At 69.5% G+C, this 20,168-nt stretch carries 11 protein-coding genes; 3 read left to right on the top strand and 8 right to left on the bottom strand.

The features are described 5' to 3' along the window. Positions 1 to 259: 259 nt before the first annotated feature. Genes H4W81_RS01190 through H4W81_RS01170 form a run of 5 tightly spaced genes read right to left on the bottom strand, consistent with a single transcriptional unit; the run spans position 260 to position 5,837 of the window. The gene (locus H4W81_RS01190; RefSeq protein WP_225958384.1) at positions 260 to 1,219 is read right to left on the bottom strand and encodes an ABC transporter ATP-binding protein; all 960 of its coding nucleotides are present in this window, start codon (positions 1,217 to 1,219) and stop codon (positions 260 to 262) included. Next, a complete protein-coding gene (locus H4W81_RS01185; RefSeq protein ID WP_192773084.1) occupies positions 1,219 to 2,163 on the bottom strand; it encodes an ABC transporter ATP-binding protein in 945 nt (314 codons plus the stop codon). Before H4W81_RS01185 ends, H4W81_RS01190 begins: the two co-directional genes overlap by 1 nt. Continuing rightward, a complete protein-coding gene (locus tag H4W81_RS01180) occupies positions 2,153 to 3,145 on the bottom strand; it encodes an ABC transporter permease (RefSeq protein WP_192773083.1) in 993 nt (330 codons plus the stop codon). The genes H4W81_RS01185 and H4W81_RS01180 overlap by 11 nt, the downstream gene beginning before the upstream one ends. Further along, positions 3,142 to 4,101 (bottom strand): ABC transporter permease, encoded by a 960-nt coding sequence (locus H4W81_RS01175; RefSeq protein ID WP_192773082.1) that lies wholly within the window; start codon positions 4,099 to 4,101, stop codon positions 3,142 to 3,144. Before H4W81_RS01175 ends, H4W81_RS01180 begins: the two co-directional genes overlap by 4 nt. Positions 4,102 to 4,127: 26 nt before the next feature. Further along, positions 4,128 to 5,837 (bottom strand): ABC transporter substrate-binding protein, encoded by a 1,710-nt coding sequence (locus H4W81_RS01170; protein WP_192773081.1) that lies wholly within the window; start codon positions 5,835 to 5,837, stop codon positions 4,128 to 4,130. Between the two features lie 222 nt (positions 5,838 to 6,059). Here H4W81_RS01170 and H4W81_RS01165 point away from each other — a divergent pair, with 222 nt between their 5' ends. Next, complete coding sequence (locus H4W81_RS01165) at positions 6,060 to 8,387, top strand: immune inhibitor A domain-containing protein (protein WP_192773080.1); 2,328 nt, start codon at positions 6,060 to 6,062, stop codon at positions 8,385 to 8,387. A 48-nt stretch (positions 8,388 to 8,435) separates the two neighbouring features. Here H4W81_RS01165 and H4W81_RS01160 read toward each other — a convergent pair whose 3' ends face one another. The 3 genes from H4W81_RS01160 to H4W81_RS01150 form a co-directional block, all read right to left on the bottom strand. Further along, positions 8,436 to 8,840, bottom strand: coding sequence for an integrase core domain-containing protein (locus H4W81_RS01160; RefSeq protein ID WP_192773079.1), 405 nt, complete (start codon positions 8,838 to 8,840; stop codon positions 8,436 to 8,438). 61 nt (positions 8,841 to 8,901) lie between these two features. After that, the gene (locus tag H4W81_RS01155) at positions 8,902 to 9,684 is read right to left on the bottom strand and encodes a carbohydrate ABC transporter permease (protein WP_192773078.1); all 783 of its coding nucleotides are present in this window, start codon (positions 9,682 to 9,684) and stop codon (positions 8,902 to 8,904) included. A 130-nt stretch (positions 9,685 to 9,814) separates the two neighbouring features. Then, complete coding sequence (locus H4W81_RS01150; protein WP_192773077.1) at positions 9,815 to 10,291, bottom strand: hypothetical protein; 477 nt, start codon at positions 10,289 to 10,291, stop codon at positions 9,815 to 9,817. A 320-nt stretch (positions 10,292 to 10,611) separates the two neighbouring features. On the opposite strand from H4W81_RS01150, the gene H4W81_RS01145 reads away from it, so the two are divergent. Together H4W81_RS01145 and H4W81_RS01140 are read left to right on the top strand one after the other, a co-directional pair. Beyond that, positions 10,612 to 13,917 carry a LamG-like jellyroll fold domain-containing protein gene (locus H4W81_RS01145; RefSeq protein WP_192773076.1) on the top strand — a complete coding sequence of 1,102 codons (3,306 nt, stop codon included), beginning with the start codon at positions 10,612 to 10,614 and terminating at the stop codon, positions 13,915 to 13,917. A 62-nt stretch (positions 13,918 to 13,979) separates the two neighbouring features. Beyond that, positions 13,980 to 20,135 carry an RHS repeat domain-containing protein gene (locus tag H4W81_RS01140; protein ID WP_192773075.1) on the top strand — a complete coding sequence of 2,052 codons (6,156 nt, stop codon included), beginning with the start codon at positions 13,980 to 13,982 and terminating at the stop codon, positions 20,133 to 20,135. Positions 20,136 to 20,168 lie beyond the last annotated feature (33 nt).

Here is a 20,168-nt window from a genome sequence, read left to right as displayed (position 1 = left end):
TGAGCAAGGTTTGGTTCATCACTGGTTCGTCGCGCGGCCTGCTGCCAACGGATGAGCAGCCTCAACGTCGCTGCCGCGCCGAGCCCGGCCGCAGCCGACCGCGCGGTACCCGCCGCCTCGATCCAGGCGACACTCGCTCGGGAACGGGGTCGTGCCGCAGCCACTCCACGGTTCCCCAGGCAGCCTCACCTATCAGTAGCGCGGCCAGCAGGAGCGCCCGATCAGGCCAATCCGGCCTGGGCTGGACGCTCCCCCAAGCTCAATCGGGAAAGTGACAGGCGACCTGACGTTTCTCGTGGATCCGCAGCACCGGATTCTCCTCCGCACAGAGTGGGGCGGCCTTCGGGCAGCGGGGATGAAAAGTACAGCCGGAGGGCGGGTTCGCCGGAGAGGGCAGATCTCCGCGCAGCACAATGCGCTCCCTCTTGCGCTCGATCTTCGGATCAGGCACGGGCACGGCCGAGAGCAGGGCCTTCGTATAAGGGTGCGCGGGATGCCGATAGACCTCGTGCTTATCCCCGATCTCCACGATCCGGCCCAGATACATCACCGCGACCCGGTCGCTCACCCGGCGCACGACGGACAGATCGTGCGCGATGAAGACGTAGGTCAACCCAAGTTCGCGTTGAAGCTCCTCCATCAGGTTGACGATCTGCGCCTGTACAGAGACGTCCAGCGCCGACACCGGCTCGTCGGCGATGACCAGCTTGGGCCGGGTGGCCAGGGCCCGCGCGATGCCGATGCGCTGGGCCTGGCCACCGGAGAACTCGTGCGGGTAGCGGTCGATGTGCTCGGGGATCAGGCCGACCAGGTCCAGCAGGTCCTTCACCTTCGCGCGCACCCCTGAGACGCCCTGGACGACCAGCGGATTCGCGATGATCTGGCCGACGGTCTGCCTGGGGTTCAGCGACGAATACGGATCCTGAAAAATCATCTGAAGGTCGCGGCGGAGTGGACGCATCTCCCCCTGGCTCACATGGGTGATGTCCCTGCCCGCGAAGGTGATCGAGCCGGCGGTGGGTTCCAGCAGCCGCACGATCATGCGGCCTGTCGTGGACTTGCCGCAGCCGGACTCGCCGACCAGGCCGAGCGTCTCGCCCTGCCGTACCTCGAAGGACACCCCGTCGACCGCCCGTACCGCGAGGTCGCGCCGGCGGGCGAAGGGGACATTGAGGGGAAAGCTCATGCGCAGGTCGGATACCCGCAGCAGGTCGTCCATCAGGGGCTCCCAAGGTGACAGGCGGCGAGGTGGCCGGGAGACGTCCGGCTGAGGAGCGGCAGGTCCCGCTCGCAGACCTCCATACGCTGCGGGCATCGGGGGTGGAAGGGGCAGCCGGGCGGCGGCGCGAGCAAAGACGGCGGGGAGCCGGGGATCGTGCGCATGGGCGTGTCGTCGTCTTCGTCCAGGCGGGGCAGCGAATCGAGGAGGCCGCGGGTGTAGGGGTGCAGGGAGCTGTCGAAGATCTCGTCGGCGGAGGCCTGCTCGGCGACGCGCCCGCCGTACATGACCAGCACCTCGTCGGCGACCCGCGCCACCACGCCGAGGTCGTGGGTGATCAGGACGACCGCCAGCCCGCGGTCGTCCTGGATCTTCTTGATCAGTTCGAGGATCTGGGCCTGCACCGTCACGTCGAGTGCGGTCGTCGGCTCGTCCGCGATGAGCAGGTCCGGCTCGCAGGCCAGGGCCATCGCGATCATCACCCGCTGGCGCATGCCCCCGGAGAACTGATGGGGGTGATCCCCCACCCGGTCCTTCGGCGACGCGATGCCGACCTCGGCGAGCATCTCCACCGCGCGTGTCCTGGCGGCCCGGCGCGAGGCCCCGAAGTGGAGCCGGTAGGCCTCGGCGATCTGCTCGCCCACGGAGTAGTGAGGATGGAGCGACGACAGCGGATCCTGGAAGATCATCGCCATTCGGCGGCCCCGCAGCCTGCGGAGGCTCTCCGGCGGGGCCCCCACGAGCTGCTGCCCGTCGAAGAGGATCTCCCCGGAGACCTCGGCGCCCCGATGCAGGCCCATGATGGCGAGGCTGGTGACCGACTTGCCGGAACCGGACTCGCCGACGATGCCGAGCGTGCGGCCCTTGTCCAGGCGGAAGCCGACGTTCTCGACCGCCCGCAGACCCCCGAAGGCCACCCCGAGGTCCTTGATTTCAAGCAGCATGTCTCACCCTGGGGTCCACGATGCCGTAGAGCAGGTCCACGACCAGGTTGGCGATGACGATGAAGAACGCGGCGAGCAGCGTCGTGCCGAGCACCACCGGGTGGTCCTGGGCGGTGATGCTGTTCACGGTGAGCTTGCCGATGCCGGGCAGGCCGAAAATGGACTCGGTGATGATCGCGCCGCCCATCAGTCCGCCGAGGTCCATTCCGAAGATGGTCACGATCGGGGTGAGCGCGGCCCGGAGCCCGTGCTTGACCACGACGGTCCGCTCGTGCAGGCCTTTGGAGCGGGCGGTGCGGATGTACGGCTCGCCCATCGTCTCGATCATGGAGGAGCGGCTCTGCCTGGCGTACATGGCGGCGGACAGGATCGCCAGCGCGATCCAGGCAAGCACCAGGTTCTGCGCCCAGGTCAGGGGGCCCTCGCCGAACGGGGTGTAGCCCGGGTACGGCATCAGCTGCAGCACCTGGACCACCACGTAGAGGAGCATCGGCCCGACGAAGTAGATGGGCAGGGCCGCCGCGGCGACGGTCGACACGACCAGCGTCCGGTCCAGCAGGGTGTCCTTGCGCAGGGCCGACACGACACCGACGCTCAGCCCGCCGATCACCCAGAGCGTGGCGGCCCCGACGGCCAGAGAGAAGGTCACGGGCAGGCTCTCCAGAAGGAGGTCCCAGACCGGCTGGCCGCTCTGCCAGGAGTAGCCGAGGCAGGGGAAGCCGCATTCGATCGCGTACTGGCCGCTGCCCAGGGTCCGTCCGGCGAAGATACCGGTCACGTAGTCGAAGAACTGGGCGGGAAGCGGCCGGTCCAGGCCCATCTGGTTGCGGATCTCGGCGATCCGCTCGGGGGAGCAGCTCTTGCCGCAGGCGGTGACGGCCGGGTCGGTGGGCAGCAGGTAGAAGATGGCGAAGGTCACCGCGCAAATCACCAGCAGGACGCCGGCGACCGCGGCCAGCCGGCGCGCGAGGTAAATGATCATTTGCGGGCGCCCTTGGGGTCGATGGCGTCCCTGAGCCCGTCACCCAGCAGGCTGAACCCCAAGACGACGAGGAACAGGGACAGGCTGGGGATGACGAAGTACATCGGGTCGACCTGGTAGTACGTCACCGCGTTGGAGAGCATCTCGCCCCACGAGGGTGTCGGCGGCCGGATGCCGATGCCGAGGAACGAGAGCGCCGCCTCGGCGCTGATCAGCCCGGGGACGAGCAGCGTCGCGTAGGCGATGATCGGTCCGGAGACGTTGGGCAGGATCTCCTTCAGCAGGATCCTGTGATCGCGGGCGCCGCTGGTCCTCGCCGCGTCCACGAACTCCCGTCGCCTGACCGAGAGCGTCTCGCCCCTGACGATGCGCGCGATTCCAGGCCAGCTGAAGAATCCGATCACAGCGATGAGCAGGACGATCCGGTTGACGTCCGGGGTCACCGCCATGATGGCGATCATGAAGATGAGGCCGGGGAAGGACATCAGCAGGTCGATCAGCCGGCTGATCACCATGTCCACCCAGCCTCCGAAGTAGCCGGCCGCGATGCCGAAGAACGTGCCGAGCACCATCACGACCGCCGCGCTGGTGAAGGCGATGAACAGGGAGACCCGGGCGCCCTGGACGATCCGGCTGAAGATGTCCCTGCCGCTGACCGGCTCGACGCCGAGCCAGTGCTCGGCGCTGATCCCGCCCAGGGCACCTCTGGGGATCCCGGCGAGGTTGGCGTCGATGGCGGTCTTGTCGGGTTGGGCGGGATCCCACCCGCTCAGCGCGGTGAGCAGCGGGGCCGCCAGGGCGACGACAAGGAAGAAGATCACGATACCGAGGCCGGTCATCGCGGCACGGTTCGTGCGGAGACGGTCAAGGACGAGCCCCCACGGGGAACGCCCTGCCGGGGTGGCGGAGTCTCGCGCCGCCCCGGCCGTCTCCGCTGCGTCGAGCGGAGTCTTCATGCGTGTCCTCTTGCTGGGAAGGCTCGTTACTGGGAAAGGCTCGGGTTCTTCAGGCCGATCACGCCGAGATCGGGGTTGCCCTCCCAGATCGGGTGGCCTACGGCGCCCGCGACGTTCGAGCCGAACAGGTTGTTCTGCTTGGCCCACTGGTACGGCACCACGGGCGACTTCGACATGATCAGGTCCTCGAGGTCGAGCCATGCCTTGTTCGCGGCCGTGGCGTCGGTCATCGCGCTGATCTCATCGATCTTGGCCATGACCTCCTCGTCCTTGAAGAAGGAGTTGTTGCCGCCGCTGGAGTTCTCGGTGATCGTGCGGCCGTCGAAGATGATCGGCAGGAAGGTCGAGCCCGACGGGTAGTCGGGGCACCAGCCACCGATCTGGATGTCCGGCGCCTTGGTGGGGTCACTGGTGATGCCGCCGACGGCCGAGGCCTCGACCAGATCGATCTGCATGTCGATGCCGACCCGTTTGAGCGCGGTCTGGAGTGCCTCCGCTCCCGGCTTGCCACCGGTGGACGTCACCAGTTTGATTTTCAGACCGCCGGTGACTCCAGCTTCGGTGAGCAGGGACTTGGCCTTCTCCACGTCTCCGGTCGGCGGGATGCGCAGGATGTCGCGCTTCACGCCACCGGTGAGGCCGGGCGGCAGGATCGCGCCCGCGATCTCGGCGATCTGGGGGCCGCCCGACGCCGTCTGCAACGCCTCCTTGTCGACGGCGTACTGCACGGCCATGCGGACCTTCGGGTTGTCGAAGGGGGCGCGCGAGGTGTTCAAGTACAGCAGGCCCGTGCAGCCGTCCACCGAGCTGACCATCCGCTTCTGAACCTGCGGGTTGGAAAGGACCTTGGGCAGGCTCGCGAGCGCGACGTCGACGTAGCCCACAGCCGAGCGGTCAGGGCCCTGGTCGGCGATGAGCCGGGTGTCGATGGTCCCGCCGCCCACCGTCTGCTTGACGACGATCCTGTCGGGATAGGCCTTGCGCACCTCGTCGGTGGCGGGTTCCCAGTGCTCGTTGCGGACCAGGATCAGCTCAGCCTTGCGTTGATACTTCTCGATCTTGTACGGACCCGAGGAGAAGGGGCGGCTGTCGTAGTCGACGCCCTTGTCCTGCGCCTGCGGCACCGGCGCGAACGTCGGCAGCGTCACCGTCTGGCCGAACTCCGCGACCGGGCGTTTGAGCTTGAAGACAATCGTCTTGTCGTCCGGGGTCTCGATCGAGGACAGGTGCTCGCCCTTGAGCGGGCCCTTGTACTTCTCCCCTCCCGCGAGGTAGAGGATCGCGTAGTTCGGACCGCCGGGAAGCTCCGGAGAAAATGAACGTTCAACGTTGTATTTGACGTCCTGGGCCTTAATGGGCGTTCCGTCCTCGTATTTCACGCCGTCCTTAAGCGTGAACTTCCAGACCTTGCCTCCCTCGGAGGGCGTGCCGAGGTCGGTGGCCAGGTCGGGCACGATCTCCGCGCTGCCCGCCTTGTAGGTGGTCAGCGTGCGATAGAGGAGCCGGGTGCCGAAGCCCATGTCCCGCATGGTCCAGTTGCGAGCGGGGTCGAGATGCACGAAGTCCTGGTTGGACAGGATGTAGAGGGTTCCGCCCTTGACCGGCCCCTCCCCCGATGTGGCGGTTCCCGCGGCGTTGTTCTTACCCGAAGTTCCCCCGCCGGAGCAGGCGGCGAGCCCGAGCACGAGCGTGGTGGCGAGCGCGAGTAAGCGTCCGCCGCCCTTGGTTCCAGCCATTTGTCACCCCAAGTGGATCGCTTGAACGATCTGAGTTGACCTGTAACATAATAATGTGAAATAGCACTAGCAAGAGGCGTTATCGACTCGTAGCTTGCGGACGTCAATGGGGTTCGATCGATTCACATTCCGCCCCTGTCGCAAGATTACTAACATGTGACATATTACGCGCGACCACCCGCGTGGCCAGAGATCTGGCCCATGACGGAAGGAACCCCCCGCGTGCGTAAGCTCACCGCCATGCTCGTTATCGGGCTGACCGGAACGGTCCTGGGCGCCTCGGCGCTGCCAGGGCTTGCCTCCGCCGATCCGACGCCGACGCCCACCCCCTCCACGAAGGTCACCGCCACCCCGCCGGGCGAGGGACGTCACCAGGAGGACGTCCTCAACCCGATCGCCGTACAGGAACGCGCCTTACGCGACAAGGCCATGGAGCAGGTGCTCTCGAGCCCCAAGGTGAGCGCGCGAGCCTCCGGCCCGGTGAAGGTCGGCGACCAGTACGTCGAGCTCGCCCTCGAACGCAAAGACAAGATCTTCACCGTGCTCGCCGAGTTCGGCGACAAGATCGACAACCAGACGCTGCACAACGGCCAGATCCGCTACGGCGGCGTGCCCGGCCCACTGCACAACCAGATCCCGAAACCGCAGCGAAGCTACGACAACCACACCCTCTGGCAGCTGGACTTCAACCGGGCCTACTACCAGGACATCTACTTCAACGACGCCGAGGGTGCCAACTCGCTGCGCAACTTCTACCGGCTGCAGTCCTCGGGCCGTTATGACGTCGACGGCTACGTCTCCGACTGGGTGAAGGTCCCCTACAACGAGTCTCGGTACGGCACGCCGCGATGTGACAGCGGCCTGGACTGCGACACGCCCCTGTTCGACTTCGTCAAGGACTCCGCCAACGCCTGGTACGACGCCGAACGCGCCAAGGGCCGCAGCGTCGAGGACATCACGGCGGAGCTCAAGAGCTTCGACGTCTGGGACCGATACGACTACGACTTCGACGGGAACTTCGACGAGCCCGACGGCTACCTCGACCGTTTCCAGGTGATCCACGCCGGCGTCGACCAGACATGGGGCGGGGGCGCGCAGGGCGCCGACGCGCTCTGGGCGGTCAGCCACGACGCCTTCTGGAACCTGCGCGGGCACTCGGGTCCCGCGGGCAACCTGCGCGGCGGCACCCAGATCGGCGACACCGGCATCTGGGTCGGCAAGTTCCTGACCGCGGGCGAGAACAGCGGCGTCGGCCTGATCGCCCACGAGTACGGCCACGACCTGGGCCTGCCCGACCTGTACGACGGCGGCGGCAGCAACAGCGTCGAATTCTGGTCGCTCATGTCGAGCGGCTCCTACCTGGGCAAGAAGAACGGGCAGACCGGGGAGTTCCCCGGCGACCTGGACGCGTGGAGCAAGCTGCGGCTCGGCTGGCTCAGCCACGACAGGGCCAAAGCCGCCACCGCCTCCACCCACACCCTCGGGGTGAGCTCCTACAACACCGCCGATCCGCAGGCCGTCATCGTCGACCTGCCACCGCACACGGTCACCACCGAGCTGGTCGACCCCGCCCAGGGGTCCTTCCAGTGGTGGAGCGGCAAGGGCGACTACCTCAACGAGACGCTCACCCGCGAGCTCGACCTCACCGGGCTGACGACGGCCAAGCTCGACGCCAAGGTCTGGTACCAGATCGAGCAGGACTTCGACTATCTCTACGCCGAGGTCTCCGAGGACGGCAAGTTATGGCAACCGATCGGCGGCACCGCCGGCGGGCAGCCGATTCCCTCCGTCGACGGCGTCCCCGGGATCACCGGCCGCAGCGGCTGGACCGACCTCAGCCTGCCCCTGGACGCCTACGCGGGCAAGAAGGTCCAGTTCCGTTTCCGCTACTTCACCGACACCAACACCGTCGAGAACGGTTTCCTCATCGACTCCATCACCGGCGTCGTCCAGGACGACGTCGAAGGCGGCGACAACGGCTGGACCGCCGTGGGCTTCAGCCGTACCGGAAAGACCGGCAAGAAAGACCACCCGCGCGCCTACATCGCCGAAAACCGGCGCTACACCGGTTACGGCGCCTACCTCAAGACCGGTCCGTACAGCGCCGGCTTCTCCAACGACCCCGCGCGGCGGGAGATCTACGAGCACTACCCCTATCAGGACGGCCTGCTCATCTGGCTGTGGGACACCTCCTACACCGACAACGCCACCCGTAACCACGTCGGCGAGGGCATGATTCTGCCGATCGACGCCCGTGCTGTGCCCCTGCTCTGGAAGGACTACACCAGGGTCAACAGCCGGATCCAGGTGTTCGACTCGCCCTTCGGACTGACCCCGACCGACCGGGTGGCGCTGCACAAGGACGGTGCGAAGACGATCTTCCCGTCGTTGCCGGGGGTTTCCTCCTTCAACGACCGCACCGGCGTCTACTGGTACAGCACCAACCCCCAGCAGGGCGTCATCCCGCCCGACACCAACACCAGGATCGACGTGGTGAAGGAAGCGAACAGGGGCCTGCGAACCACCATCAAGGTGGGTCCGGCCTCCTGAAGAAGCCGGGTCCGCCGCGAGCGCGGCGGACCCGGCCACTCGCAGTGCTCAAGCTGCGTGTGAGTATTCGTGGAGGACTCCGCCGAGCCGATCTCGTCGGCGTACATTCAAGTCGACGATTCGGGCTGGATTGGTGATCGGATCCGGGACGGCGCGTAATGGAGCCGCCTGGTCCAGAGCTTGATGGGCTCGATGCTGGTTGTAGAACTGTTCATACTCGTGCAGGGCGTGACGTAGATGGCGTTCGTTCCACAGTAAGCAGCGGTCCAGAAGCTCGTGGCGGCACGACTGCACCCACCGCTCCATAATCGAGTTCATCCGCGGCATCCGGATACCGGTGAGCACGTTCTGGATACCTACTTCGGCGAGGATCTCGTCCATGAGGGCCGGGAACTTTCCATCCCGGTCTCGGATCAGAAAGCGCGCCCGGCAGCCAACATCCTCCAGATCCATCACCAGATTCCTTATCACCTGGATGACCCAGGGGTAGAATAATCGACAGATCGGCAGGGTTTTATGAAGGAGTCGTGCCGTTGATGTAGTGCGTCTTCATGGTCTGCGCCATCGACTGCTGCCAGGCAGCCAGATCGGCCTTGAGCTGCGCAGGCGTGCGGTTTCCCGTGCGCAGGTCCGCCATGAAGGCGTCGTAGCGGTCGAAGACCCAGTTCTCGATGGCGAAGGTGTACCCCTGGATGCCACCCTCACCGTAGTAGCCGCCGTCACCCGCCAGCGCGACCGTGTCGATCGTGTGATCCGCATTGCGGCCGCAGCTGTACCCGCAGGAGTCGTCGTCGGTGTAGTCGTAGACCAGGTGCCGCTTGGCATTGCTGGCCAGATACATGTCGTCGAGCTCGGCCGGCGGGGCGTCGAGAGCCGCGGCCTCATACAGCTCGCCGGGGATCTGCTTGAGTCCGGCCAGGAAGATGACCATCGGAGCGCCGAACCGCCACACCTCCAGCGCCACGATCGTCCAGATCACGGTGGCCGGATCGTTGATCCAGGAACGTTCCGAGACGCCGAACCAGCCGAGCACGCCGTTCACCGCTCCGCCATAGTCGAACATGGCGCGCCAGGTGATCGAGACTGCGACGCTCGCCGCCAGCAGCGACGGCAGGTAGAACAGCGACCTGTAAACGCTCTTGCCCCGCCGATCCCTGACCAGCAGGAGCGCGGCGGCCAACGCCGCTGCCAGCTGCAACGGCACCGCCACCAGCACGTAGCCACCCGTGATCACGACGGAGTGCAGGAACCTGTCATCGGCGGTGAACAGCTCCACGTAGTTCCGAAACCCACCCACGTCGGATCCGACAGCAGGTCGTAGTCGGTGAACGACAGGTAGAGCGACCACCCGAGCGGCATCACGACCAGCAGGAGCAACCCGGCGAACCAAGGGATCAGGAACGCGTAGGCCGCGAGGTCACGTTTGATCAACTCGAGCGCCCCATGACCTTGGCCGCCTCCTGGACGAACGCCTCGGCCGCCTGCTCGACGCTCTTCTTGCCGAACCAGACGTCCTGCGTGTGCCGGGTGAGCAGATCCGAGCGGATCTCCTTGCCTCCGGCCGGGTCGGGAGCGGGCGCCTTGCCGCTGTTCCCCGGCTTGCGCAGGTATTCGACGTAGTCGGCGATCTGCTTGTCCCGCGGGTCGAGGCCGGGCACCAGCGATGTGGCGATGGCCGAGTTGGGTGGCACGCCACGCGAAAGGCCCAGCGCCTTGCCCGCCTCCGGGTCGTTGAGCAGGAAGTCCACCAGTTGCACAGCCTCACGCGGATGCTTGGTCTTGGCATTCACCGCCCAGCTGACCGAGCGCATGAGGTGGACACCGGGCTGCTTCGCCTCGCCGGGCAGCGCGCCGTACTTCCAGTCCTGGCGCGGCAGGCTGACGCTCGTGCCGTACACGCTCATCGCCACCTTCCTGGCGGCGACGGGATTTTCGGGGATTCCCCTGTGGGTTCAGTTGCGCACGCAGCTCGGCGGCGGCATCGGGCGTGCCGGGGCGGCCCAAGGCGGTGGTGCTGGGGAGTCCTACAGCGAAGGTTGAGCCGATCTACCGCGGCGGGTTGACGACTCAGCGTGATCGCGACCATATATTTCGAGCGAGATCGGCCCACCTCGGCCGAAGGAGAGTTCGGAGAGATCGTGGACGCACGCAGTAACCCGCCCGCCGCGTTAGCGGAGTGGTGATGGCCAGGAGCACGCATACCGGGCCCGGCCATCGCCCCACCGTGAGACGCATCGCAGCAGTCGCCGCCGCGGCTGCTTTCTTTTTGGGTGAGGGCCTGCTGCTGAGCGGCCCGCCCGCCCGGGCGGCCGAGCCCGCGACGCCGCCCCGCCAGACCGCCGCCGCGACCGAGGGGGAGGCCCTCGTCGCGGCGCGGCGCGTCGGTGAGCGGGTCGAGGTCGCCTCCCTGCGCACCGAGACGCGCACCGTGCACGCCACCCCCGAGAGCACCTTCGTGCTGGAGCAGCACGCCCGCCCCATACGCGTCCGCCATGGCGGCCGCTGGACCCCGGTAGACACCACCCTGCGCCGCCTGCCCGACGGGTCGATCGCCCCCGGCGCGACGGCCGTGGGGCTGCGCTTCTCCGGCGGCGGCCGGACCACGATGGCCACCGTCTCGCGCGGCACCCGGTCACTTTCCGTGGGCTGGCCGGGCCCGCTGCCCACCCCGACGCTGGACGGCCCCACCGCCACCTACGCCGAGGTGCTGCCGGGCGTGGACCTCCAGGTCACCGCCGACGTGGACGGCTTCTCGCACGTGCTCGTCGTCAAGAACCGGCAGGCGGCGCTCAACGGCCGGCTGGACCGACTGCGGTACTCGCTCAGCTCCCGCAACCTGTCCGTACGGGAAGGCAAGGGAGGCGGGCTGCAGGCAGTGGACCGCGGCGGCGCCGCGATGTTCGTCGCCCCGACCCCGCTCATGTGGGACTCGCCCGCCACCCCGGAAGGGCGCCGCCTGACCATGGCCTCCGGCCAGGGGCCGGCGCCCGGTTCCCGGCACGAGCGGATGGGCCTGGAAGTGAGCGGAGACACTCTGACCCTCGCTCCCGACAAGGCCATGCTCACCGCGCCCGGCACCCGCTACCCGGTCTATCTGGACCCGTCGGTGTCCGCGCCACGCGGCGCGTGGACGGCGGTATGGGAGAAGTACCCGAACACGAACTACCTCAACTCCGGCGACGTGGCCCGCGTCGGCTTCGAGAACCAGACCGGCCAGACCAACCGCTCGTTCTTCCAGATGAACAACGGCTCGGCCATTCACGGCAAGCAGATTCTCAAGGCCACGCTGCGCACGTACGAGAGCTGGTCCTGGTCCTGCTCGGCCCGGCCGGTCGAGCTCTGGCTGACCAGCGTCATCGGCAGCGGCACCACCTGGAACAACCAGCCCGCCTGGGTGACGCACCTGGACACCGAGCACGTGGCCAAGGGCTGGAGCACCGGCTGCCCGGCCGGCGGCGTGGAGTTCGACGCCACGCACGCGGCGGTGCGGGCCGCGGCAGAGAACTGGCCGACGATCACGCTGGGCCTGCGGGCCACCGACGAGGGCGACACGTACGCGTGGAAGAAGTTCCACAACAACCCCGTCCTGGTCATCGAGTACAACAGCCCGCCCGCCGCTCCCCTGGCCGCGGACGCCTGGTCCGACCCGGGCGGTGGCTGCCTGTCGGGCACCGCCCGGCCCGCCGTGGGCACCGCCACACCCAAGCTCTGGGCCAAGCTGCGCGACGGCGACAACTCCGTCAGGGGCCGCTTCGAGTGGTGGAACGCCGCCGGGACCAAGGTGGGCGAGCACCTCACCCCCGCCGCCTCCTCCGAGAACGCGTTCTACGCGAACATCCCGGCGGGCGCGTACGCGGACGGCTCGACGATCCGCTGGCGGGTACGCGCCGAGGACGGCCTCGCCACCAGCGCGTGGAGCCCGTGGTGCGAGATCCTCATCGACACCACCGCTCCCGGCCGCGAACCCCTGGTCACCTCGGCCCAGTATCCGGAGAACGCCTGGGGCGAGGGGCTCGGCCGAGCCGGCGAGTTCACCTTCGACGCCAACGGCGTCACCGACGTGACCGCGTTCGTGTACGGCCTCAACACCAACCCCGAGACCGAGGTGAAGGCGGACACCGTGGCCGGTAAGGCCACCGTCCGGCTCACCCCGGACGAGGACGGCCCCAACGTGCTGTCGGTACGCAGCAAGGACGCCGCCGGCAAGCAGGGCCCGATCCGCAGCTATGTCTTCAACGTCAGGGACGGCACGGGACCCGTCGGCCACTGGACGCTCGACGAGGGCCAGGGAGGCACCGCAGCCGACACGGCGGGCGCCCATCCCGCGACCTTGAACGGCCCGGCCTGGACCGACGGACGCCAGGGCACGGCTCTGCGCTTCACGGCGGCCGGCCAACACGCCGCCACCGCAGGGGCGGTCGTCTCCACCGGGAACAACCTCGCCCTCTCGGCCTGGGTCCGGCTCACCGAGCTGCCCGCGCACAACGCCGCCGCCGTCAGCCAGGACGGTGAGCTGCACGCCGGGATCTGGCTCGGCTACCGCGCCGCCACCAGGTCGTGGTCGTTCAAGATGAACAACTCCGGTGGCACGTCCCAGTCGGTGTGGGCCGACAACCCCGCCGTGACGCCGAGGGCTGGGGAGTGGACCCACCTGACCGGCGTCTACGACGCGGCGGCCAGGGCCATGTACCTGTACGTCAACGGCCACCTGGCCGCCGGTCCCGTCGCCTATCACGGCGGGACCGGACCGGCGGGCGCGCTGCAGTTCGGGCGCGCCCAGCACCAGGGGGGCTTCGCCGACCCCTGGCCGGGCGAGGTGGACGACGTGCGCATGCACGACCGGGCGGTGTACGCCGAGGAGATCGTCCGGCTGGTCAACCAGGGCTCCACGCTGACCGGGCACTGGAAGCTGGACGAGGGCGAGGGCACCACGGCCGCCGACGCGGCGGGCCGTACCGGGCCGCTGACCCTCGGCGGTGGCGCGGCGTGGACACAGGGCTGGCTCGGCGGCGCGCTGGCCGTGGACGGGACCGCCGGGTACGCCGCGGCGGCCGGCCCCGCGATCCGCACCGACCAGAGCTTCACCGCCAGCGCCTGGGTCCAGCTCGACACGCTGCCCGCGGCCGACAGCGTGGCCGTGGCCCAGAGCGGCAAGCGGACCAGCGCATTCGCACTCGGCTACACGGCGCAGGGGCCCCGCTGGGGCTTCGCCATGATCGACGCCGACGCCGACGCGCCCACGCTCGTGATGGCCCGCTCCGACGCCGTGCCGCACACGATGGAGTGGACCCACCTGGCCGGCGTGTACGACGCCCCTGCCCGCAAGCTGCGCGTCTACGTCGGCGGTCAGCTCGTGGCCAGTGCCCAGGCCGACCACTACAGCACGTGGAACGCCGACGGGCCGCTCCAGCTCGGCAGGGGCATCTTCGCCGGGACCATGACCGCCCACTGGCCGGGCGTCCTCGACGACGTACGCACCTACCAGGGCGCTCTGGGCGACGACGACATCGCCCGGCTCGCCGCAGAATGACCCGCCCGCCGGCGGGGTGCTCGCCCCGCCGGCCCGCGCCTGATCCCCCATGGATGGTGACGATGGACGTCTCTGAGGAGTTCCCGGAGACCGGACGCTCGAGCTTATTGATCTACGATTTCCATCCCCGGCTGCTCCGCTGGTTCGCCCGGTCGTGCGCGGCGTTGTCGGTGCTCGTCACCGTGCCGCTCGCCCCGGCGCTGCCCGCCCAGGCCGAGCGCCGGGAGCGGCCCGGCGTGCAGCGCGAGGAGCCGGTGCCGGGCGTGCCCGTGCCCGTGCTGCCCAAGCGCGAGGACCCGGCCGCCAAGCAGGCGCTGACCGCCGCCCTCGCCGTCACCTGGCCGCGCGCCGGGGCGGTGGAGCTGTCGCCGGGCCGGTCCGCGAAGGTCGCGGCCGGCTCGCTGGCCGTGCGCATGGACGCCCCCTCCGGCCGGGCCAAGCCGCCCGAGCAGGTCAAGCTGGAGGTGCTGGAGCGGGCCACGTCCGCCGCGGTGCCCGGCGTCGTGCTGCGCGTCTCGCCGGGGCAGGCCGCCACCCGCGGCGGCAAGGCCCGCATGCGGATGGACTACTCCGGCTTCCGCCACGCCTTCGGCGGCGACTACGCCGCCCGCCTCGCCCTGGTCAAGCTGCCCGACTGCGCCCTGGACGCGGCGGTGCGGGACTGCCCGGCCCCCGAGCCGGTACGCGCCGAGAACGACGCGCGCGCCGGCACGCTCACCGCCGACATGGACGTCGCCGCCACCGGTACCCGCCTCTACGCCCTGACCAGCACCCCGGCGGGTCCGTCCGGCGACTACAAGGCCACGCCGCTGGCCCAGTCCGCCACCTGGAGCGTCGGCCCCCAGTCGGGCGACTTCTCCTGGAACTACCCGATGCGGGTCCCGCCCGCGATCGGCGGCGACGAGCCGACGGTGGCGCTCGGCTACTCCTCCCAGAGCGTGGACGGCCGCACCTCCGCCACCAACAACCAGGCGTCCTGGGCCGGCGAGGGCTTCGACCTCACGCCCGGCGGCTACATCGAGCGCCGCTACAAGTCCTGCTCGGCCGACGGCAAGCAGACCGGCGACCTGTGCTGGGACCACGACAACGCCACGCTCGTGCTCAACGGCTCGGCGAACGAGCTCGTCAAGGACGCCGCCGGCGGCCAGTGGCGGCTCAAGCGCGACGACGGCACCCGCGTCGAGCACCTGACCGGCGCCGCCAACGGCGACGACAACGGCGAGCACTGGCGGGTCACAACCGCCGACGGCACCCAGTACACCTTCGGCCTCAACCGGCTGCCCGGCTGGGTGAGCGGCAAGCCGGAGACCGCGTCGGCCTGGACCGTGCCGGTGTTCGGCAACGAGGCCGGCGAGCCCTGCCACAACGCCGTGGCCGCCGACGCCTGGTGCCAGCAGGCGTGGCGGTGGAACCTCGACCACGTGGCCGACCGGCACGGCAACGCCACCACGTACTGGTACGAGCGCGAGCAGAACCACTACGGCCGTGACGGCAAGCCCGAGCTCGGCACGCCCTACGACCGGGGCGGCCAGCTCGCCAGGATCGACTACGGTTACCGCTCGGGCGAGCTGTTCACCGGGGCGCCGTCGGCGCGCGTGGTGTTCACGACGGCCGAGCGGTGCCTGCCCAGCGGGGCGATCACCTGCGAGCCGGGCCAGCTCACCAAGGAGACCGCGGCCCACTGGCCGGACGTGCCGTTCGACCGCAACTGCGCGGCCGGCGAGGTGTGCAAGGATCGGACCTCGCCCACCTTCTGGACGCGCAAGCGGCTGGCCAAGGTCACCACGCAGGTGTTGTCCGGCGGCGCGTACAAGGATGTCGACTCCTGGACGCTGACCCACTCCTTCCCCGCCACGGGCGACGGACTCAGCCCCGCGCTGTGGCTGGCCTCGATCCAGCACGCCGGCCACGTCGGCAGTACCGTCACCCTTCCCAAGGTGACCTTCGCCGGGGTGCAGCTCGACAACCGGGTGGACGCCGACGAGGGCCGCGCACCGCTGATCAAGTGGCGCGTCCAGTCGGTCTACACCGAGGCGGGAGCCGAGCTGCGGGTCACGTACGCGCCCGAGGAGTGCACCCCGTCCAACCTGCCGGCCCCGGACCGCAACACCATGCGCTGCTACCCGCAGCGCTGGGTGCCGCAGGACGAGACGGAGGTGCTGGACTGGTTCCACAAGCACGTCGTCGCCCAGACCGTGGAGATCGACCGCACCGCTCGCTCGCCGTGGGTGGTCACCGACTACGAGTACGTGGGCGGCGCCGCCTGGCGCTACTCCGAGAACATCCTGACCAAGCCCGCCGAGCGGACCTGGTCCGACTGGCGCGGCTTCGGCAAGGTACGGGTGCGCCAGGGCGACGGCCAGGACGGCAAGCGCACGCTGACCGAGCACGTCTACTTCCGCGGCATGGACGGTGACCGCCTGGCCGATGGTGGACGCAAGGACGTGCACGTCGTCGACTCCGAGGGCGTCACGCGCGATGATCACGACCAGCTCGCCGGGATGGAGAGGGAGACCGTCGTCCACGACGGCGACGGCGGCAAGATCCTCTCGGCCACCGTCGAGGAGCCGTGGTGGCGGCAGACAGCCACCTCCACGTTCGAGGGTGTCACCAAGACGGCCTACCTCGTGGAGACCAAGGCCACGCTCGCCCGCACCCTCCTGCACGACGGGACGTGGCGGCGCACCTCCGAGGAGCGCGCGTACGACGAGCACGGCCTGGTCACCCAGGTCCACGACCTCGGCGACGTGGCCGTGCCCGGCGACGACGTGTGCACCCGCTACACGCACACCCGCGACACCGCGGCCTGGATGCTGGACTTCGTCAGCCGGGTCGAGACCGTGGCCAAGCCCTGCTCGGCCGAGCCGCAGCGGCCCCAGGACGTGCTGTCGGACGTGCGTACGCACTTCGACGGGCGGGCCTTCGGGCAGCCGCCGGTCAAGGGCGACGTCACCAGGACCGAGGAACTGGCCGGCTACGACGGGGCCACGCCCCGGTACGTCCCCGAGATGATCCGCACCTACGACGACTACGGCCGGCTCACCTCCGAGACCGACGTGGCCGGCGGCAAGCTGACCACCACGTACGTGCCGGCCTCCGGCTCGCCCGCGACCGAGGTCAGGACCGTCAACCATCTCGGCCACGCCGACGTCACCTACCTCGACCCCGCCTGGGGCGAGGCGGTGGCCCAGGTGGACGAGAACGGTCGCCGCACCGACCTCCAGCACGACCCGCTCGGCCGGCTGGTCAAGGTCTGGCAGCCCGACCGCGACAGGGCGGCCGGCCAGTCGCCCAACACCGAGTACGCGTACATCGTCCGCTCCGACGGCCCCAATGTGATCACCACCAGAACGCTGGCCGCCGATGGCACGTACATCACCAGCCACGAGCTGTATGACGGCCTGATGCGCGAGCGCCAGACCCAGGAGCCGGCCACCGGCGGCGGCCGGGTGCTCACCGACACCTTCCACAACTCGCTCGGCGAGATCGCCAAGACCAACACCGGCTACTACAGCACCGGCGAGCCCTCGACCGAGCTGCTCGCCGTCTCCGACGACGACATGGCCGGCCAGATCGTCGGCGTCTACGACGGCACCGGCGAGCTGGTCCAGCAGAGCTTCCGGGTCAAGGGCGTCGAGAAGTGGGCCACCAAGGCCGTCCGGCAGGGCGACCGCGTGGACATCACCCCGCCGCCCGGCGGCACCGCCACCACCCACATCGGCGACGCCGAGGACCGCGTCGTCGAGCTGCGCCAGTACAAGGGACCCACCCCGACCGGCGAGTACGAGTCCACCAAGTACACCTACGACAAGGCCGGCCGCCTGGCCACGGTGACCGACCCGACGGGCAACGTCTGGCGGCACCACTACGACCTGCGCAGCCGGGAGATCAGGACCGAGGACCCCGACAAGGGCATCACGACGACCGTCTACAACGACACCGACGAGGTCGTCTCCACGACCGACGCCCGCGGCCGGACCCTGTGGTACGGCTACGACGCGCTCGGCCGCAAGACCTCGCTGCGCGAGGGGTCCGAGACCGGCCCGCTGCTGGCCGAGTGGAAGTACGACGCCCTGGCCAAGGGGCACCTGAACGCCACCATCCGGTACGCGGGTGGGCAGGCGTACAAGGCCGAGATCAACGCGATCGACCGGGACTACCGCCCGCTGCGGCAGACGATCACGATCCCCGAGCGCGAGGGCAAGCTCGCCGGCTCCTACGTCTTCAACACCCGCTACACCCCCGACGACCAGGTCCAGTCCGTCACCTTCCCGGAGGCGGGCGGCCTGGCGGCGGAGACCGTCACCTACGGCTACGACGGGCTGCGCCGCCCCGTCCGGGTCACCGGCCTGTCGTCGTACGTCACCGACGCCCGCTACAGCAAGCTGGGCGAGACGCTCCAGTACGAACTCAGCACCGGCACCCGCAAGACCTGGCTCACCTTCACCCATGAGGAGGGCACCAGGCGGATGATCCGCTCCCAGCTCGACCGGGACACCGGCTCGAGCTCGGACCTGGACCTGCACTACAGCTACGACCCCGCCGGCAACGTGACCAGGATCGCCGACAGGGCGACCGGCGGCCTGGACACGCAGTGCATCACCTACGATCACCTGCGCCGCATGACCTCGGCGTGGACGGCCACCGACGACTGCGCCGCGGGCGGCCCGCAGCCGGACAAGATCGGCGGCGTGGCCCCGTACGCTGTCAGCTACGCCTACGACGCCACGGGCAACCGCACCAAGGAGGTCCGGCACGCCTTCGGCGGGCGGTCAGAGGTGACCCGCACCTACGCCTACCCCGAGCCTGGCGCGGCCAGGCCGCACGCACTCACCTCCGTCACCGGCGGGCCCACCACGGACTCGTACGCCTACGACGCGGCCGGCAACACCGTCACCAGGCGGATCGGCTCCTCGGAGCAGCAGCTCGTCTGGGACGCCGAAGGCAACCTGGAGTCGGTCACCGAGAGCGGCAAGACGACGTCGTTCGTCTACGACGCCGACGGCGACCGGCTGCTGCGCAAGACCGCCGGCGAGACCACCCTGTACGTGGACGACCTGGAGCTGCGCCTCGACCACGCCAAGGACGTCGTGGAGGGCAGCCGCTACTACACCGTCAACGGCCAGACGGTGGCGATGCGCAGCTCGGCGGGGAAGGTGTACTTCTTCGGCAACGACCACCACGGCACGGCCCACGCCGCCGTGGACGGCGCCTCCGGTGAGCTGGCCATTCGCCGCCAGACCCCGTTCGGCGCCGACCGGGGCCCCGCGCCGCCATGGTGGCCGGGCCAGAACGGGTTCGTCGGCGGCACGGCTGACCCCACCACCGGCCTCGTCCACCTGGGAGCCCGCGAGTACGACCCGGCGACCGGTCGGTTCCTCTCCGTGGACCCCGTCATCGACGAGTCCGACCCGCAGCAGCTCAACGCCTACGCCTACGCCAACAACAACCCCGTCTCGATGAGCGACCCCGACGGGCAGCTCTGGTGGTTCCTCGTCATCGCGGCCGTCCGCGTCGGGCTGCAGTTCGCCGCCCGGCGGGCCGCCCTCTGGGCGGCGCAGCGGGCAGCGGCGGCGGCGGCCAGGCGCGCGGCCATGGAGACGGCCCGGCGCCAGGCCGCCGAACTGGCCAGGAGACGCGCCATCGAGATCGCCAGGCGCCAGGCGATGGAGCAGGCCCGCAGGCGTGCCGCCGCGCTCGCCCAGCGGCGGGCGGCGGAGAAGGCGAGGAAGGCCGCCGAGGCGGCAGCCCGCCGGCGCGCCGCCGCGGCCGCGGCCCGCGCACGGGCAGCGGCCAGGCAGCGGGCGGCAGCGGCGGCGCGGGCGCGCCGGGCCATCCAGCGGATGCGGACCATCCAGAGGAAGCGCGCGGAAAGGGACCTCCCCAGGAAGGAGCGGACGCGACCACCCCACCGGCCCATCAGCCGCAAGGCCCTGCAACGCCTGTCGCCGCCCAAGACCCAGCGCACGCCGGTGCAGCAGAGTCAGGCGGTGCAGCGCTACGACTGGCGCACGGTGCACGAACAGATCGACCCGATGGCGAGCAGGCAGCACGGCACGGCGACCACCAGGTCGTCGGAGACGCCGGAGGTGATGTACGGACTGGAGACGTTCAAGTTCGAGACCCAGCTCCCGGTCCACGGTGCCAGGTGGAAGGTGGTCGTGATCAAGCTGAGTGAGGTCGCCGCCCGGGCGCTGAACTGGGGGAAGAATCTCTGAGCCGCCCCGGCGGGCCGTGGCCGCCCCACGGCC

The sequence above is a fragment of the Nonomuraea africana genome (assembly GCF_014873535.1).
GTDB classification, from domain to species: Bacteria; Actinomycetota; Actinomycetes; order Streptosporangiales; family Streptosporangiaceae; genus Nonomuraea; species Nonomuraea africana.
This window is presented reverse-complemented; position numbering and strand designations above follow the sequence as displayed.

What these genes read in the sequence shown, in the direction of transcription:
- H4W81_RS01190 (WP_225958384.1), bottom strand. Translation starts at nt 1,219, where the DNA reads ATGGACGACCTGCTGCGGGTATCCGACCTGCGCATGAGCTTTCCCCTC.
- H4W81_RS01185 (WP_192773084.1), bottom strand. Translation starts at nt 2,163, where the DNA reads ATGCTGCTTGAAATCAAGGACCTCGGGGTGGCCTTCGGGGGTCTGCGG.
- H4W81_RS01180 (WP_192773083.1), bottom strand. Translation starts at nt 3,145, where the DNA reads ATGATCATTTACCTCGCGCGCCGGCTGGCCGCGGTCGCCGGCGTCCTG.
- H4W81_RS01175 (WP_192773082.1), bottom strand. Translation starts at nt 4,101, where the DNA reads ATGAAGACTCCGCTCGACGCAGCGGAGACGGCCGGGGCGGCGCGAGAC.
- H4W81_RS01170 (WP_192773081.1), bottom strand. Translation starts at nt 5,837, where the DNA reads ATGGCTGGAACCAAGGGCGGCGGACGCTTACTCGCGCTCGCCACCACG.
- H4W81_RS01160 (WP_192773079.1), bottom strand. Translation starts at nt 8,840, where the DNA reads ATGGATCTGGAGGATGTTGGCTGCCGGGCGCGCTTTCTGATCCGAGAC.
- H4W81_RS01150 (WP_192773077.1), bottom strand. Translation starts at nt 10,291, where the DNA reads ATGAGCGTGTACGGCACGAGCGTCAGCCTGCCGCGCCAGGACTGGAAG.
- H4W81_RS01140 (WP_192773075.1), top strand. Translation starts at nt 13,980, where the DNA reads ATGGACGTCTCTGAGGAGTTCCCGGAGACCGGACGCTCGAGCTTATTG.